The organism is Pseudochrobactrum lubricantis (genome assembly GCF_041929865.1).
Classification (GTDB): Bacteria; Pseudomonadota; Alphaproteobacteria; order Rhizobiales; family Rhizobiaceae; genus Pseudochrobactrum; species Pseudochrobactrum saccharolyticum.
In genome coordinates this window covers 541,603-558,648 of sequence record NZ_JBHEEE010000002.1, presented here as the reverse complement: position 1 = coordinate 558,648, position 17,046 = coordinate 541,603, and the positions used below count along the sequence as shown (strand labels likewise).

The window sequence follows — 17,046 nt, the reverse complement described above, 5'->3', positions numbered from 1 at the left end:
CTCTTTAAGCAGCTGCGCCGATGATTTCAGCGTATCCGTTTTCTTCCAGATGCAGAGCGAGGCTCTTATCGCCGGATTTGATAACCTGTCCTTTGTAAAGAACATGCACACTGTCCGGTACAATATATTCAAGCAGACGCTGATAGTGGGTGATCACGATCACAGCACGGTCAGGCGAACGCAGAGCATTCACACCATCGGAAACGATCTTCAGCGCATCAATGTCCAGACCGGAGTCGGTTTCGTCGAGAACGCAGAGTGATGGTTCCAGAAGCTGCATCTGCAGAATTTCCGCACGTTTCTTCTCACCGCCGGAGAAACCGACATTGAGCGGACGCTTCAGCATAGCCATATCCATGTTCAGGCCGCCGGCAGCTTCCTTAACGCGACGCAGCAGTTCAGGAATTTTCAGCTCTTCTTCACCGCGTGCCTTACGCTGCGCATTCATCGCAACTTTCAGGAATTCCATTGTGGCAACGCCTGGAATTTCCAGCGGATACTGGAATGCAAGGAAGATGCCCTTGGCTGCACGTTCCGCAGGATCGAGTTCCAGAATGCTTTCGCCGTTATACAGAATATCACCGGAGGTAACTTCGTAGTCCGAACGACCGGCCAGAATGTAAGACAGCGTGGATTTACCCGAACCGTTCGGACCCATGATCGCAGCCACTTCACCGGCTTTAACAGTGAGGTTCAGACCACGGATGATCTCTGTATCCGTGTCAGCGATTTTGGCGTGCAGATTAATGATCTCTAACATGAGTGTAACCTTTTATACCGGATCTCTCAGGATCCGAAAATATCAATGAATGTTAGTTAAAGGGGCGAAGTCTCACTCCGCCATCCCTGTTTAACCAACCGAACCTTCGAGCGAGATACCGATAAGCTTCTGAGCTTCCACGGCAAATTCCATCGGCAGTTCCTGAATAACTTCCTTAACGAAGCCGTTCACGATCAGAGCAATCGCCTCTTCTTCCGGAATACCGCGCTGCATCACATAGAACAGCTGGTCTTCAGAGATTTTCGAGGTTGTTGCTTCATGCTCGAACTGCGCAGTCGAGTTTTTCGCTTCGATATAAGGCACAGTATGCGCACCGCAATCATTGCCGATCAGCAATGAGTCACACTGGGTGAAGTTACGGGCATTGGTGGCTTTACGATGGGCAGAAACCTGACCGCGATAGGTATTGTTGGAATTACCTGCCGAAATACCCTTGGAGATGATGCGGCTCGATGTGTTCTTACCGAGATGGATCATCTTGGTACCGCTGTCGATCTGCTGATAACCGTTGGATACCGCAATCGAGTAGAACTCACCGCGTGAATCATCACCGCGCAGAATACAGGACGGGTATTTCCATGTGACCGCAGAGCCGGTTTCGACCTGTGTCCATGAAATCTTCGAACGGTCGCCACGGCAATCGCCGCGCTTGGTCACGAAGTTATAGATACCGCCCTTGCCTTCCTTATCGCCCGGATACCAGTTCTGGACTGTGGAATATTTGATTTCGGCATCATCAAGCGCGATCAGCTCAACAACAGCTGCATGGAGCTGGTTTTCATCACGCTGCGGTGCTGTACAGCCTTCCAGATAGGACACGTAAGCGCCCTCTTCGGCAATAATCAGCGTACGCTCGAACTGGCCGGTGTCTTTTTCGTTGATACGGAAATAGGTCGACAGTTCCATCGGGCAACGAACGCCTTTTGGTACATAGACGAATGATCCGTCCGTAAAGACAGCGGAGTTGAGTGTGGCGTAATAATTGTCCGAAACCGGCACAACAGAAGCCAGATATTTCTTCACCAGATCCGGATGCTCACGAATAGCTTCCGAAATCGAGCAGAAAATCACACCGGCTTTGGCAAGCTCAGCCTTAAAAGTGGTGACAACGGAAACACTGTCAAACACCGCATCAACAGCCACGCGGCCTGATGCATAGACATTGTCTGCCGGATTGCCGTCAATCTCGCTCGGTTCACCCTGTTTGCGCACACCGGCCAGAATTTCCTGCTCGCGCAGCGGAATTCCGAGCTTTTCATAGGTACGCAGCAGTTCCGGATCAACTTCATCCAGAGACTTAGGGCCGGTCTGATTTTTAGGAGCCGCATAATAGCGGATATCCTGAAAATCAATTTCCGGATAATCAACACGCGCCCATTTCGGCTCTTCCATAGTGAGCCAGCGGCGGTAAGCATCCAGACGCCATTCCAGCATCCATTCCGGCTCTTCTTTTTTAGCAGAAATGAAACGGATAATATCTTCGTTCAGCCCCTTAGGAGCCTTATCCATTTCGATGGTTGTTTCAAAACCATATTTGTACTGGTCCACGTCAAGCGTGGCGACCTGATCGATCGTTTCCTGCACTGCAGGCATCGCCGTTCTCCATCCTTGTCAGGGTCAAGGCCCGACAGTTAAAAACGTTATGGCAGCAATCATGTTGCTGTCATAAACATATAGTGCGCATTGGGGCGCTATAAAAGTCTGATTGCTGGCCATGTTAAAAACAGGCACTACTCCAGACTTCGAACTCCGGCCGGTTTTGCATCACATTACTGTGCGTAAAACCACAATGGCCATTCAGAAATACCTGCCCTTTCAGGCGGCATTGTTTTCCGATTCGCTCAAAAGCGGTGCCTGAACCGGACTGCGAGTCTGATCCCGTCTGGCTACCAGTCTTTCGAAAATCGTCAGAAATGCTTCCGCGTCCTGCATTGTCGCCGACTTTTCTGTCGAGACGCGCAATGCACCGCATTCATCCTCATAGCCCATCGCCGCCAGCACATGGCTTGCGCCAACCTTGCCGGAAGAACAGGCCGAACCGGCAGAAAGTGCAATACCGCCCAGATCAAAGGCGATCTGCATGGTCTCGGCCTTCATGCCGGGCAAAGAAATAAAACTCGTATTCGGCAGGCGCGGCACAGCATCACCATGCACCAGCACATCACCGGCCAGCTTGCGCACACCGTTCTCGATTACCGTACGGATTGCATCCGACCAGCGCGGCAGATTGCTGCCCTCTTGCTGCGCTGCCAAAGCTTCGCGTGCAGCTGCACCAAAACCGGCGATCAGCGGCAAGGCTTCAGTACCGGCACGATGCCCTTTCTCCTGTCCGCCACCGCGTACCAGCGCAGACGGCATAACCAGATCAGAGATAGCTACCACAGCACCAACACCTTTAGGGCCGCCGATTTTGTGGGAAGAGAGAATGAGATAGTCCGCAGAAGCAATATCAAGCGCGATGCGCCCTGCAGCCTGCACGGCATCCACAATGAAGAAACCACCGGCAGCTTTTACCAGCGCACCGATTTTCGCTACCGGCTGAATAACACCGGTTTCATTATTCGCCCATTGGATTGCCACCAGCGGCAGGCCTTTGGATTTATCATGCGCTTTTAACGCCTGTTCCAGCACATCAAGATCAACAATGCCCTGATGATCAACCGGCAGCACAGTCATGTTTTCCGCAGCGAAACGCCCGCCGGACAACATGCACGGATGCTCAGTGGCCGAAACATAAAGATGCGACAGGCGCAGTTCCGAGCGCCCCATCTTATAAAGCGGAGTCAGCAATGTGTTTGCTGCTTCGGTTGCACCGGAGGTGAAAAACACATGATCCGGCTTCGCACCGCAAAGGGCGGCCACGTCACGTCGTGCTGATTCAACCAGCGCACGCGCTGCACGGCCTTCCTGATGCACAGAAGACGGATTACCTGTCACATTCAATGCCGCGGCCACAGCCTCGCGCGCGGCTTCACTCAGCGGCGCACTGGCATTATAATCGAAATAGATACGCGGCTTTGGCATTGCAGACTCTTTCGCGAAGCACCATATTTGCGTTAAACGCGCAATTATCTTGAAATTTCAAACCAGAGCAGACTATTAAGCTGCATGAGTGTTTTTTTACACCCTCCAGTTTTGAAAGATTCTAAAGTCGGTTGTAAGATTTATGAGCGAAACAGTCAAGGATTTGCTCAGAATTTAAGCCGTAAAGTCATGATTGGTAACAATCAGGCTTATAAATAACAAATACGACACTTGTGTTGCGAACCAGCCATTTGGTCACGCAACCCGGCGGTTATAGCGGAGTACATATGCCAGAAGTCATCTTTAATGGTCCTGCGGGTCGCCTTGAAGGGCGTTATCAGCCTTCAAGCGAGAAGAATGCACCAATCGCCATCATCCTGCACCCGCATCCGCAATTCGGCGGCACCATGAATAACAAGATCGTTTATGATCTGTTTTACATGTTCCAGAGCCGCAATTTCACGACTCTGCGGTTTAACTTCCGCGGAATCGGACGTAGTCAGGGTGAGTTTGATCACGGCGCGGGTGAATTGTCCGATGCGGCAAGCGCACTGGATTGGGTGCAGTCGCTGCATCCTGATTCCAAAACCTGCTGGGTTGCCGGTTATTCTTTCGGTGCGTGGATTGGTATGCAGTTGCTGATGCGCCGTCCGGAAATCGAAGGTTTCATGTCGATTGCGCCGCAGCCGAACACTTATGATTTCTCGTTCCTCGCACCTTGCCCTTCATCGGGCCTGATCATTCATGGCGATCAGGACAAGGTTGCACCACCTAAAGATGTGCAGGTTCTGGTTGACAAGCTGAAAACCCAGAAGGGTATCACCATCACGCAGAACACTATGGCCGGTGCCAATCACTTCTTTTCCGGCATGGGTGATGAGCTGATTGCGGAATGTTCAGAATATCTGGATCGCCGCCTGATGGGTGAGCTGACAGAAGTCCGCCAGAAGCGCTTGCGCTAATCGACAAAAGCAAAAGACCGGCTAATCGCCGGTCTTTTTTATTTATGCCCTTACCAACACACCGCCACTCACCGGCTTGTCGCAACCGGTTGTTGAGGGATAAGTCAGCGGCAAGCCTTTCAAACTACGCACAGCCAGATAGCCCCAAGCCTCGGCTTCCATGGAATCACCGTCCAGCCCTGCTGTATCAGCATCAAGCACAACTGCACCTTCAGCTTGCACCAAGGCAGAGAGTTCAGCCATAATTGCCGCGTTCTTACGTCCGCCGCCACTCACAACATAACTGCGAGGCTTCTGCGGCAGATGGGACGCTGATTGCAGGATCGAAGCCGCCGCGACATAGGCCAATGTACGGGCACCATCCTCAACCGATACAACACCGATTGAAGGCACAGCAAAGTCCCCGCGATCCAGTGAGCGGCGCTGATTACCGGTGAAAAATGCATTGCCCAGATAATGCGCGGCCAACTCGGTATTTACAGCACCACTCAATGCCAGTGCACCACCGGCATCAAAACTGCCCTGCCCGTGCAGTTCCACCCACTGGTCGATCAGCATATTGCCGGGACCACTGTCAAAAGCTGCCAGCCGCCCTGTCTCATCGACATAGGTCAGATTGGAAATCCCACCAATATTGACGAAGACAACCGGCATATCCAGCTGCTGCTCCAGATTATATGCTAAGGCCGCATGATAAGCGGGGATCAGCGGCGCGCCCTGCCCGCAATGGCGCATATCCTCAGCGCGCATATCATAAACCACATCAATACCGGCTTCCTGTGCCAGCAATGCGCCGTCACCGATCTGCACGGTCAGCGCATCATCAGGGCGATGCAGCACTGTCTGCCCGTGAAAGCCGATGACATCAACATCATCCGCATTCAGACCATTGGCAAACAGAAAATCCTGCACCGCCACCGCATGCAGCAATGTCAGATCATGCTCAAGTTTTTCAAGAATACCAATTCGCTCATCACGCTGCGTGATGCTTCGGGCATCGACAAGCCCCTGTTTCAAACGGGCACGAAACGCATCGGAATAATTCATGCTACCCGCAGCAATGCGCTCAACCACCTGCTCACCGTCTGTTTTGATCAGCGCCAGATCAATGCCATCCATAGAGGTGCCGCTCATCAATCCGAGTGCGCGATAGAGTGCAGTCATCTTTGTCTTTCCGCTTTCAATATTTCCGGTTTTGTACAGTTGGCAGGTACAAGCAGGTTACATAAACCACACAAACGGCACAAAACGACAGCAATTTGCGATAAAATCGCCTTTTACGATGTCACACCTTTATTGTGATTTGCCCTGCAATAATGTTAAACGCTGGATTGTGTCAGTCACCGGAATAATATTCACGGCCTGCTCTCTGGGGTCTTCCCATATCACAATCCTTTGTCAGACAGGAAAAATCAATGTCCGGCTTTAAGTCCGATTTTCTACGCACACTTTCCGAACGTGGCTTTATTCATCAGGTCTCCGATGAATCAGGTCTGGATGAACTCTTCACCAAGGAAACTGTGACTGCGTATATTGGCTTCGACCCGACAGCATCCAGTCTGCATGCGGGCGGCCTCATTCAGATCATGATGCTGCACTGGATGCAGAAAACCGGTCATCGTCCGGTTGCGCTGATGGGCGGCGGCACCGGTATGGTCGGTGATCCGTCATTTAAAGAAGAAGCCCGCAAGCTGATGACGGTTGAAACCATTGCCGACAATATTGCCGGTATCAAAAAGGTTTTCACCAATTACCTCACTTTCGGCGAAGGCAAAACCGACGCGCTGATGGTCAATAATGCCGACTGGCTGGCAGGTCTCAACTATCTTGAGTTCCTGCGTGATGTCGGCCGTCATTTCTCCGTCAACCGCATGCTGTCCTTTGACTCGGTTAAAACCCGCCTTGATCGTGAACAGTCACTGTCCTTCCTTGAATTCAACTACATGATCCTTCAGGCTTATGACTTTGTTGAACTCAGCAAGCGCTACGATATGCGCCTGCAGATGGGCGGCTCCGACCAATGGGGCAATATCATTAATGGTATTGATCTCGGTCACCGCATGGGTACACCGCAGCTCTACGCGCTGACTTCGCCGCTGCTGACCACCTCTTCCGGTGCGAAAATGGGCAAGTCGCTCAATGGCGCTGTCTGGCTCAATGCTGACATGCTGAGCGCTTACGACTTCTGGCAGTACTGGCGTAATACTGAAGATGCCGACGTAGAACGCTTCCTCAAGCTCTACACCACCATGCCTATGGATGAGATTGCGCGTCTGGCAGCACTTGGCGGCTCGGAAATCAACGAAACCAAGAAGATTCTGGCCACCGAAATCACTGCAATGCTCCACGGCCGTGAAGCTGCGGAACAGGCTGCGGAAACTGCACGTAAAACTTTTGAAGAAGGTGCAATTTCTGACAACCTGCCAAGCCTGAGCATTGCCAAAGACGAACTGGTTGCCGGTCTCGGTATTCAGGCTCTGCTGGTTAAAGCTGGCCTAGCATCATCTAACGGTGAAGCACGCCGTCATATTCAGGGCGGTGCTGTGCGTATCAATGATGTGGCTGTTCAGGATGAACGCGCTGGTATCACTGCCGGTGACGTAACCGAAGACGGTATCATCAAGCTGTCGCTGGGTAAGAAAAAGCACATTCTGGTTCGTCCGGAATAAGCAGTTCTCATCACGAGAAATCAAAAAAGCGCGGAGTAATCCGCGCTTTTTTATTATCAAATTTCAAAACCCGATTAGAATTCGAAGATTGAGCGGAAAATCCCCGGCGCAATCGCAGAAATCGGATTGACGATAATATTCGGCTGCTTGGCATTGCCTGCCAGCTTATAGGTAATCCCGATCAGACCACGATCGCGGCCATTGCCGAGAATTGCGCCCAGCACCGGCACTTCACCAAATAAACGGTTCAGACCATAGGCAGGCATGAATGTGCCGGTAACCGCCATATTGCCGTTTCGGTCGTAGAGAATGCCCTGAAAAGTCGCACCGATCAGCGGGCCGCGAACAACACCGTTCTTCAGAGTCAGATAACCGGAGCCCTTTTCAATCTGCGAATAGCCGCGTTCAAAGTCGACCCGCGTCACATCAATATTACCGCGCACGGCCTGATTGAGGCTCTTGCCGCCATTGGAACTGGTAGAAACCAGCTTATCCAGACGCGGCTCATTAATGACCGAGAAATCACGAGCATCAATAGCGCCATAAAGGGGCCCCGTGCCCTGCGAGGTCAGATTAACGGTAATTCTGCCACCGCGCATCTTGTCGTAAAAATCAAAGAAGCGCAGCACCGCTCCGGCATTAGCCGAGCTCAGCGCCACAGAACTGGCACCTTTCTGATTGCTGGATGTCGCGCTGACCTGTGCGCCATTTCCTGTCACCGCATTCAGTGACACGCCGGAGACTTTCGCCCCTGCTGTTTCATAAGACACGGTGACATTGCGCAGGCTCTCATCATAGAACCCTTTCACATCATCAATCTGTGCATTGACGACAATGCGCGGCATCACCCCGTTTTTGCTTTGACCGGCTTTCTTTTCATCCGTATTGCCTGAAACCGCCTGCTGGATCAGCGCCCGCGCATCAAAAGCCGTACCACGAACATCCGCACGGAAGCCATTACCGGATTTGCGCACTTCAAGGCTGAGATCATCATTGCGCGTCAGATTGAGCTTGCGGATATTTGCACTCTGCAATTCATTATTTTCAAGCGTCAGATCACCGCTGACATGAAAACCGGTGCCGTCAAAGACAAAGTTACGAACCAGTACCGGCCCTTTGCCTTCCTTCGGCAGCTTCATATCCATTGTCAGCTTCGCAGGAATGCCTGTACCTTTTTTCCAGCCGAGCCATGGCAGATTGACCTGTGTTTTTCCGAGATCAGCGGAGATTTTGCGCATCTCGCCCTGTTCCTCGCCCAGATCCAGCGTCAGCGGGCCTTTAAAAATATCATTCAGCCCCGGATAATAAGTCTCACGCGTTTTATCATCCAGCTCCAGCCGGATATTTTGCTGACGCTTGATATTTGTATCCGCCAACGGCTCAACCAGTGCCAGCTTGGCCGGAATATTATTCAGCCGTGCAGTCGCATCGATTTTAGCCACATCATCATTGACGCTCAGATTGCCTTTGGCCTGCGTCACATTCTGACCGTTAAACGGTTTCTTCAAAGTCACATCGCTGAAAGCCAGATCAGCCTGCCATTTCAGACTATCCTTTGGTGCATCCTTGGTAACCGAAAACGCCACTTTTACTTTCGCATTCACATTGCCGCTGAGATCTTCAGCGCTGAAAGGCAGTTTGCGCAAGGCATTGATCGGCTTATAGCCAACAAGCTCTGTGATCGCCGGTGCCTCACCGCTGAGATCCAGATCAAGATCCGCAATCACCGGACGCTGACGTCCCCAAGGCACAAATAATGTTCCGCCATCCACATTGATCTGACGATTAACCGGTGTAAAGGCCGTGCCTTTTTCAAGCTTGATGGTTGTATGCGCACCGCGCACCGCAATCGTGCCTGTTGCATCACGCACCGGCGGTATCTCACCGATCACGTCAAAACGTGTGCCTTCAACCCTGAAATCAGCCTTGATATCGGATTCCGTCAAATCCGGCGGCAGTCCCGGTCCGTTGAAGTGACCGGCAGGCAGTGCAATATCAATCCGGCCTTCGGTCATATGACCGCCGAACAGATTTTTCAGCACCCAGTCGCGCGCGCCGTCAGCCACATTGAGCGGCCAGAGCTGCTTGGCCTGTGCCACCGGCATACCCGGTATGCGCAGCATAAAAATCATCGCCGGAGAGCCATAACCAAAGATCATGCGCCCCTGCCCGTAAAGCTCACCGGAATCTGTTTTGACATTCAGATCATTGAAGTCAACGCGGCTGGCATTCTGCATCAGACGACCGGCAATCTTCACGCCGAATGGCAAAGGCGCTTCGGCAGAATTTTCCGGCGCACTGACGGCTTTTCTGGATACAAGCTCAAAACGGTAAGCCGGTTTCTCCGCAATATCGGTTTCCGTTTGCGCGATCGCAGATCGTGCACTCTTCAAAACAGGCAGAGTGTCTGTTTGCTGCCCTGCAGCTGACATTTCACCACTCGCAATACGCGCTGCCTGTTCGCGGATTTTTTGCGCGGCCGTTTCCGTTTCAGCAACCGGCTCTACCCCGAATGCACCTTCAAGCACCGTGGACAAGCCGCCAAGATTGAGATCAAGCGCCTTAATCTCAAGCTTTTCACCCCCGGCGATATGCTCAAAAGACAGTGCCATATTGCCTTTGATGCCGCGCTCACGCCCCATATCCACGACAGCATCATCAAGCGTCAGCTTGCCGGAGAGGGTTTCCTTTTGCACCTCAGTAGAGGCCTGTCCGGTTAAAGCCAGTGATGCCGTGCTGTTCACATGAAAATAAGCCGGATTTGGCCGGTCATTGCCCATTTGCGGCATGACCTCTTCCGGCGAGCCAAGACTGACCGGAATATTATCCAGCGTTAGAGAGAAGTTAGAAGCATGTGCGGGATCATCGGAACGGATCATTTCCGCCTGCAATGCCGTGCTTTTGCCCTGCCAGACAAATTCGGCATCCAGCGTAACTTTCTGCCCGTTCTGCCTGACCTGCGCATTACGGATCAGGATTTCCTGATCTTTCTCCATCGCGCGAAAAGCAAATGTCACATCGTGCAATGCAATTGCTTTTGTGCCGCGCATATCCAGCAGTGCCAGTGTCTGATCGATACCGGCAAAGACTTCACGTGACAGCTGATCAAAATCGACCAGTCCCCTGTCATTAAACGGCAAACGGATAAAAGGCTTCGGCTTGGTTTCCCCCTCTTGCAGACGGATTAAAGCATCGCCGATTTCAATCTGGGCAACCTGAACAGAGCCGGTCAACAGCGGCAAAGGTGCCAGCCCCAGCCTGACAACGCCCAGCTTTTCTACGGACACATCCTGAATGCGGCTGTTCAGAGCAACATCACGCGCTTCAATTGCCAGATGTCTGTTACCGTCCAGCGAAACCTGCGCTTTGCTGATCGACACACCGGCATCAGGCCCTAAGATTTCCTGCAATCTTTGCTGTGCTTCATCGCGCAACATATCGCTGCTGATACCGGTACGCAGTACGAGAAAACCGATACCGGCCAAAACAATCAAAGCGAAACTGACAGAGATGAAAGCACGCCAGCACTTCGCAATAAAGCCTTTGCGCTTTCTGCGCGCGGCCTTGCGGGCCGCTCTGTTGTGTAAGCCGGTCTTATAATCAGGGCAGTCTTTCAGCACAGCTTTATTCTCAGGCCCCGCACCGGATGACGGATACTGATCAAGATGCTGTATGTCACGCTTGTTAAAGCGGATTTTTCTTGGTTTTTCTTTCAAAAACTTAAATCACTATCCGGATTGGCTGCACCTGAACTGCATAATTTTCAAAAGAAATTCTGTCATTTCTCATCAATATAAAACAGATCAGATTGCTGTCATTGATGAATCGTTATTTCAAAGCCCTGATTAACTGACAAAATTTCAGAAACAACACATGATTACAAGTCGCGGAAATAAATCAAATCACCTACCCCCGGGAAAATGACACCGGATGCTTTGAGTTTTTCTATTATCCGGCACAACATTAATCCTCGTGCAGAATCATTGTAGAACACATCCTCAACCATTCACATGAATAACAGGCAGAGCAGTATCGTGGATCAGATGAAACGTAACACGCTCAGTCCTTGCTCCCATAAGGATGAAGAAAGGCGCACTTATGACCAACCCGACAGATAATGTTGCCGCAATTGCTTTGCAGGCAGGTGATCCGGCTCCGGCATTTTCCCTGCCTAAAAACGGTGATGACATGCTCTCATCTGCCGCTCTTCAGGGCAAAGCCTATGTGCTGTATTTTTATCCGAAAGACGACACCAGCGGCTGCACCCGCGAGGCAATTGACTTCAGCGCATTGAAACCGGAATTTAATGCCATCAATGTCAGTATTATCGGCGTATCCCCTGACAGCGTACGCAAGCATGACAAATTTATCGATAAACATGATCTTACCATTGAGCTTCTTGCTGATGAAGAAAAAGCTCTGAGCAATGCTTATGGTGTATGGGTAGAAAAGAGCATGTATGGTCGCAAATATATGGGCATTGAGCGCTCCACCTTCCTGATCGGCAAAGACGGAAAAATCGCACAGGTCTGGCGCAAGGTAAAAGTTGCCGGTCATGCCGAGGCTGTGCTTGAAGCCGCCCGTAAACTCGGTTGAAGACCGAAAAAATCCGGCACGGAAACCCTTTATTAACTCTGTTACGGTGTATGATCTGCGCAACAGTCCAGAATAGTTTTACCCGTCCGCACAGTTTGTTATAGTTGCAGCATTTCCAGCAAAAGTGGGAACCGGTTTTGCGTTGGATAATGCGAAATAAAGATAAGACAGAGCGGTTCTACGCTTCAACTTTACTAGAACCGCTCTGCAAGTGATCCGCTCAGACGGTAATTGCAAGGCAGTAAAGGCAGCTCATTCTGCCATACAAAACCCGCAAATCTGTCTGAGATAATATCACAGAGCTGCTTTTCTTTGATGAAAAGCAGAACGAATAGCAGGCTTTACGGGATAAGACTATGTCAGTCACAGGTAAGATCATGACCCGTTATCTCTCACCACTCTCCGCATCGGTTGCGCGACTGCGTTTGCCGTCCCGCGCAGGCAATTTTCTGCTTGCCGGACTCATCGGCTATGGTGTGAGTGCAGGTGTGCTGATTGCCGGTGCTTTGGCTGCCTCTGTTCTACCGGCTCAGGCTCCGCTGCCTGACACATCCCTGACCATGCTGAAATCTGAGAAGAGTGTCGCCGCCCAGCCGATGCCGCCACTGCCGGATCAGATTTATGATGCCAGATTCCACGAAGGCGTGGTTGATCTGAACACCGCTGCCAGTTTTGCCGGAATTGATCCTTTCATCACCGGCCCGGTTCCGAAATAACCGATCATAAAAAAGCCGCCGGTAAGATCATCTCACCGGCGGCTTTTTTTCATTTAATCAACTCAGATCAGTCAATATCCTGTACATCGGCATCCTTGCCGTGTACGCGCTGCGCCAAAGCAGCTTCCATAAACTCATCCAGATCACCATCCAGAACATCGTCCGGACTTGTGCTTTCAACACCGGTGCGCAGGTCTTTGACCAGCTGATAAGGCTGCATGACATAAGAGCGGATCTGGTGTCCCCAGCCGATATCTGTCTTGGAAGAATTCACCTCATTGGCGGCTTCTTCACGCTTCTTCAGCTCTTCTTCATAAAGACGTGCGCGGAGCATCGACCAGGCCTGTTCACGGTTTTTATGCTGTGAACGCTGGGTCTGACACTGCACCACAATACCGGTGGCAATATGCGTAATACGAACCGCCGAATCTGTGGTGTTAACGTGCTGACCACCGGCACCGGAGGCGCGGTAAGTATCAATACGAACATCGGATTCCGATACTTCGACTTCAATATTGTCGTCGATCACCGGATAGACCCAGATACTGGCAAAGGATGTGTGGCGGCGGGCATTGGAGTCAAACGGCGAAATACGCACCAGACGATGCACGCCTGATTCCGTTTTCAACATACCGTAGCTATTATGGCCTTTCACGAGGATGGTTGCGGATTTAATACCCGCTTCTTCCCCTGCCTGAACTTCCAGAACTTCCACCTTACGGCCGTCGCGCTCACCCCAGCGCGAATACATGCGCAGCAGAATAGACGCCCAGTCCTGACTTTCCGTACCACCGGCACCGGCATGAACTTCCAGATAAGCATCATTGCCGTCAGCTTCACCGCTGAGCAGCATTTCAATCTGACGCTTGTCGAGTTCCGCCTTGATCTCGCGAATACCGTTTTCCGCATCGGTGATGATGGACTTGTCGCCCTCTTCTTCACCCATCGCGATCAGCTCGATATTGTCATCGAGCGAACGGGTCAGCGCCAGAATACTGTTAATGCTGTCATCCAGCTGCTGGCGTTCACGCATCAGCTTCTGTGCTTCCTGCGGGTCATTCCACAGGGTCGGATCTTCAGCACGGCTGTTCAGATATTCGAGTTTCTTCAGTGACTGATCCCAGTCAAAGATGCCTCCTCAGCAGGCTTATGGCCTGCTTGATTTCGTCAACCAAGTTCTCAATCTCAGCACGCATAGCTGCGGCTCCTTTGTCAGTCTTAATAATTTCGCAGTCAGCACATGGCCTTAATAAAAAAGCATACAGGCGCTACAAGCAGTTTCAGAAAAAGTGGAAACCGCCTCAGCGAGGAAAACAGTTCACAGGACTATTTTCTTATCTCGCTTCGATTCGTCCGAAACTGCGTTAATATAAAGATATAGAGCGGTTTTCCTGCTTAGGAAAAATAACCGCTCTATAAGTCTGTATGCTGATTGTGTTTAAGCCTGTCAATATTTCAGGCTCAGGGCAGGCTTAATAAAGACCGCCAGATCCGGAATTAATTGCCTTATTCGCCTGCGGCGATTGCGGCTGCACCGGTGAGCCTTCCTGGAAGCTGTCGGCACCGATCACAGAATAGCTGTCAGCTGGGCCTGTTCCCGGTTTAAAGGCTTCCATAATCACATCAGGGCCACCCGGCGTTGCACGCATACCGGTACGGCGGTTGATTGCAATCATGGTCATGCCTTCAGGCACACGGAAGTCCACTTTCGGCGCTCCCTGCATTGCCACGGTCATGAAATCCTTGAACACCGGCACAGCGAGGCCGGAACCTGTACCGCCGCGGCCGAGTGGTGCAGGCTGATCCATACCGAGATACAGACCGACAACCATATCCGGCGTGAAACCGACAAACCACGCATCTTTTTCGTCATTTGTCGTACCGGTTTTACCGGCAATCGGACGGTTCAGGCTCAGCAGCATACGCGCAGTACCGCGCTGAACAACACCTTCCATCATCGATGTGATCTGATAGGCAGTCATCGGGTCGAGCACCTGATCGCGCTCGTCAACCAGCTCAGGTTCTTCCTGATTGTTCCACTCTTCCGCATTGCAATTCTGGCACTGACGCATATCATGCTTGAAAATAGTCTTGCCGTAACGATCCTGCACGCGGTCAATCATTGAAGGCGTGATCGAACGTCCGCCATTGGCCATGATCGAATAGCCTGTGACCATGCGAAGCACAGTGGTTTCACCGGCACCAAGCGACATGGAAAGCACCGGCATCATCTTGTCATAAACACCGAAACGCTCTGCATATTCCGCAACGGTCTTCATGCCCATATCCTGTGCCAGACGCACGGTCATCAGGTTACGGGATTGTTCAATACCATAACGCAGGGTTGAAGGGCCGGAGAATTTGCCGGAATAGTTTTTCGGGCTCCAGACGCCGAGCGAACCGCCCTGATCGACAGAGATCGGGCCGTCAAGCACCACGGATGCCGGTGTGTAGCCATTATCCAGCGCTGCCGCATAAACAAACGGTTTGAAGGCCGAACCTGGCTGGCGATAGGCCTGCGTGGCGCGGTTGAATTCCGACTGCGCATAGGAGAAGCCGCCAACCATAGACAGCACGCGGCCGGTATGCGGATCCATAGCAACCAGCGCGCCGGAGATTTTCGGCACCTGACGCAGACGGTAAGCATCACTGCCCTCGCCTTTTTTCTCCACATAAATCACATCGCCGACCTCAAGCACACCTGCCGGTGATTTCGCTGTCGAGCGCTTGCCGCCGATATTCATGCGCATCGCCCATTTCATATCCGCAGCGGCAACGCGGCCGGTCGCACGTTCTTCACTGATCTTGCCGGACGGATCACGGGCCGGCTGCAATCCGATTTCCAGCGCATCCGGTGTGGCGTCCAGCACAACAGCCAGATGCCATTCCGGCACGTCGGTCAGACCGGCAACTTCACCCAGTTCCTGACCCCAGTCTGTACTCAGATTGAGATGTTTGACAGGGCCGCGATAGCCTTGCGCCTCATCATAACGGATGAAACCGTTATGCAATGTTTTACGCGCCATGACCTGCAATTGCGGATCAAGCGTTGTGCGCACGGAAAGCCCGCCTTCAAGCAGCGAAGCATTGCCGTAACGGGTTACAATCTGACGACGCACTTCTTCAGCAAAATATTCACTGGCAAACAGACGGCCATCCGCATTATGCGGCTTCACGCCCAGCGGTGTTTCTTTGGCTTCTTTTGCATCCTCAACAGAAATATAGCCGTTTTCCTGCATACGATCGATGACCCAGTTGCGGCGCTCAATCGCGCGCTGGGCATAACGATACGGATGATAATTGGCAGGGCCTTTGAGGAGTGCTGCAAGATAGGCAGATTCGCTGATGGTCAGTTCATTGACCGACTTGTCGAAATAGGTCAGCGCAGCACCGGCAATACCGTAAGCACCCATACCGAAGAACATTTCATTGAGATAAAGCTCAAGAATCTGGTCTTTGCTGAAAGTACGCTCCATACGCAGCGCAACAATCGCTTCCTTGATTTTACGGTCATAGGTCTGCTCGGAAGTGAGCAGCATATTTTTGGCAACCTGCTGCGTAATGGTCGACGCGCCCACCGGACGGCGGTCATTACCGGTCAGCTTATTGACAATATTGGTGGAGACCGCACGGGTAAGGCCGAGATAATCCAGCCCGTGATGCTGATAAAAGCTCTTGTCTTCCGCTGAAACAAAGGCTGCTTTCACTCGATCAGGAACCGCCTGAATCGGCAGGAACATGCGGCGTTCTTTGTAATATTCCGCCATCAGACTACCGTCTGCGGCATGCACGCGCGTTGTTACCGGCGGCTCATATTTGGCCAGCACTTCATAATCCGGCAAGTCCTTGCTTATGCTGCCGACATAGAAGGCAACGCCTCCCGCAACGATCAGCATCAGCACCGTTCCGATGCCGAAAAAATATCCGATGAGCCGTACCATATTTTATCCGGTGTCCGTTTCAGATTATCTGCTACATATCATTAACTTAGAGCATTTCACAGTCAAATTGGATCAATTTGACGACAGTGATAATGCGGCTACTAAAGAATCCAGAACGAATGCCGCGATCCAATTTGAACGTAATCCGCTCCGGTAAAAATTCACAGGCAATTTTAGCAGGCTTTGCAGCGTAAAATTGTTTTCAACCTGATGAACCCTTCCAAGCCATTCATCTCTGAGCCCTGACCTGAACCCTGATCCGGTGTTAAACCAGACCAACAGCGTGGTAGTGAACAGCAAATACGTCAAAGACAAGATGAATTTACTGTTTTTAACTCTTTATTCATTTCTGTGACG

At 51.6% G+C, this 17,046-nt stretch carries 11 protein-coding genes; 4 read left to right on the top strand and 7 right to left on the bottom strand.

All coding sequences use genetic code 11. The features are described from left to right. Window positions 1-4 precede the first annotated feature (4 nt). The 3 genes from sufC to JNC80_RS07050 all read right to left on the bottom strand — a co-directional run bounded on the left by sufC (window position 5) and on the right by JNC80_RS07050 (window position 3,805). On the bottom strand, window positions 5-760 hold the full coding sequence (sufC, locus tag JNC80_RS07060; protein ID WP_022711442.1) for a Fe-S cluster assembly ATPase SufC: 756 nt from the start codon (window positions 758-760) through the stop codon (window positions 5-7). Window positions 761-850: 90 nt separating this feature from the next. After that, window positions 851-2,374 (bottom strand): Fe-S cluster assembly protein SufB, encoded by a 1,524-nt coding sequence (sufB, locus tag JNC80_RS07055; RefSeq protein ID WP_376709868.1) that lies wholly within the window; start codon window positions 2,372-2,374, stop codon window positions 851-853. A gap of 222 nt (window positions 2,375-2,596) precedes the next feature. Next, window positions 2,597-3,805: a cysteine desulfurase family protein gene (locus JNC80_RS07050; RefSeq protein WP_376709867.1), complete on the bottom strand. Its 1,209-nt coding sequence runs from the start codon at window positions 3,803-3,805 to the stop codon at window positions 2,597-2,599. A gap of 287 nt (window positions 3,806-4,092) precedes the next feature. On the opposite strand from JNC80_RS07050, the gene JNC80_RS07045 reads away from it, so the two are divergent. Continuing rightward, window positions 4,093-4,767, top strand: a complete 675-nt coding sequence (locus JNC80_RS07045; protein ID WP_022711445.1) for an alpha/beta hydrolase — start codon at window positions 4,093-4,095, stop codon at window positions 4,765-4,767. Between the two features lie 42 nt (window positions 4,768-4,809). Here the strand turns inward: JNC80_RS07045 and JNC80_RS07040 are convergent, their stop codons facing one another. After that, window positions 4,810-5,931: an anhydro-N-acetylmuramic acid kinase gene (locus tag JNC80_RS07040; protein ID WP_376709866.1), complete on the bottom strand. Its 1,122-nt coding sequence runs from the start codon at window positions 5,929-5,931 to the stop codon at window positions 4,810-4,812. Between the two features lie 251 nt (window positions 5,932-6,182). Between JNC80_RS07040 and tyrS the strand changes: the two genes are divergently transcribed. Further along, window positions 6,183-7,436, top strand: a complete 1,254-nt coding sequence (gene tyrS / locus JNC80_RS07035) for a tyrosine--tRNA ligase (protein ID WP_376709865.1) — start codon at window positions 6,183-6,185, stop codon at window positions 7,434-7,436. Between the two features lie 74 nt (window positions 7,437-7,510). Here tyrS and JNC80_RS07030 read toward each other — a convergent pair whose 3' ends face one another. Next, window positions 7,511-11,152 (bottom strand): YhdP family protein, encoded by a 3,642-nt coding sequence (locus JNC80_RS07030; RefSeq protein WP_376709864.1) that lies wholly within the window; start codon window positions 11,150-11,152, stop codon window positions 7,511-7,513. 382 nt (window positions 11,153-11,534) lie between these two features. On the opposite strand from JNC80_RS07030, the gene bcp reads away from it, so the two are divergent. Together bcp and JNC80_RS07020 are read left to right on the top strand one after the other, a co-directional pair. Beyond that, window positions 11,535-12,032 (top strand): thioredoxin-dependent thiol peroxidase, encoded by a 498-nt coding sequence (bcp, locus tag JNC80_RS07025; RefSeq protein WP_075654888.1) that lies wholly within the window; start codon window positions 11,535-11,537, stop codon window positions 12,030-12,032. Between the two features lie 356 nt (window positions 12,033-12,388). Beyond that, window positions 12,389-12,748, top strand: coding sequence for a hypothetical protein (locus tag JNC80_RS07020; RefSeq protein ID WP_075654887.1), 360 nt, complete (start codon window positions 12,389-12,391; stop codon window positions 12,746-12,748). A 67-nt stretch (window positions 12,749-12,815) separates the two neighbouring features. Here JNC80_RS07020 and prfB read toward each other — a convergent pair. Then, a protein-coding gene (prfB, locus tag JNC80_RS07015) for a peptide chain release factor 2 (protein WP_116087919.1) occupies window positions 12,816-13,944 on the bottom strand; the annotation gives its coding sequence in 2 pieces (ribosomal slippage) (window positions 12,816-13,874 and window positions 13,876-13,944; 1,128 coding nt in all). A 276-nt stretch (window positions 13,945-14,220) separates the two neighbouring features. Then, a complete protein-coding gene (locus JNC80_RS07010) occupies window positions 14,221-16,689 on the bottom strand; it encodes a penicillin-binding protein 1A (RefSeq protein WP_022711452.1) in 2,469 nt (822 codons plus the stop codon). Window positions 16,690-17,046: the final 357 nt, after the last annotated feature.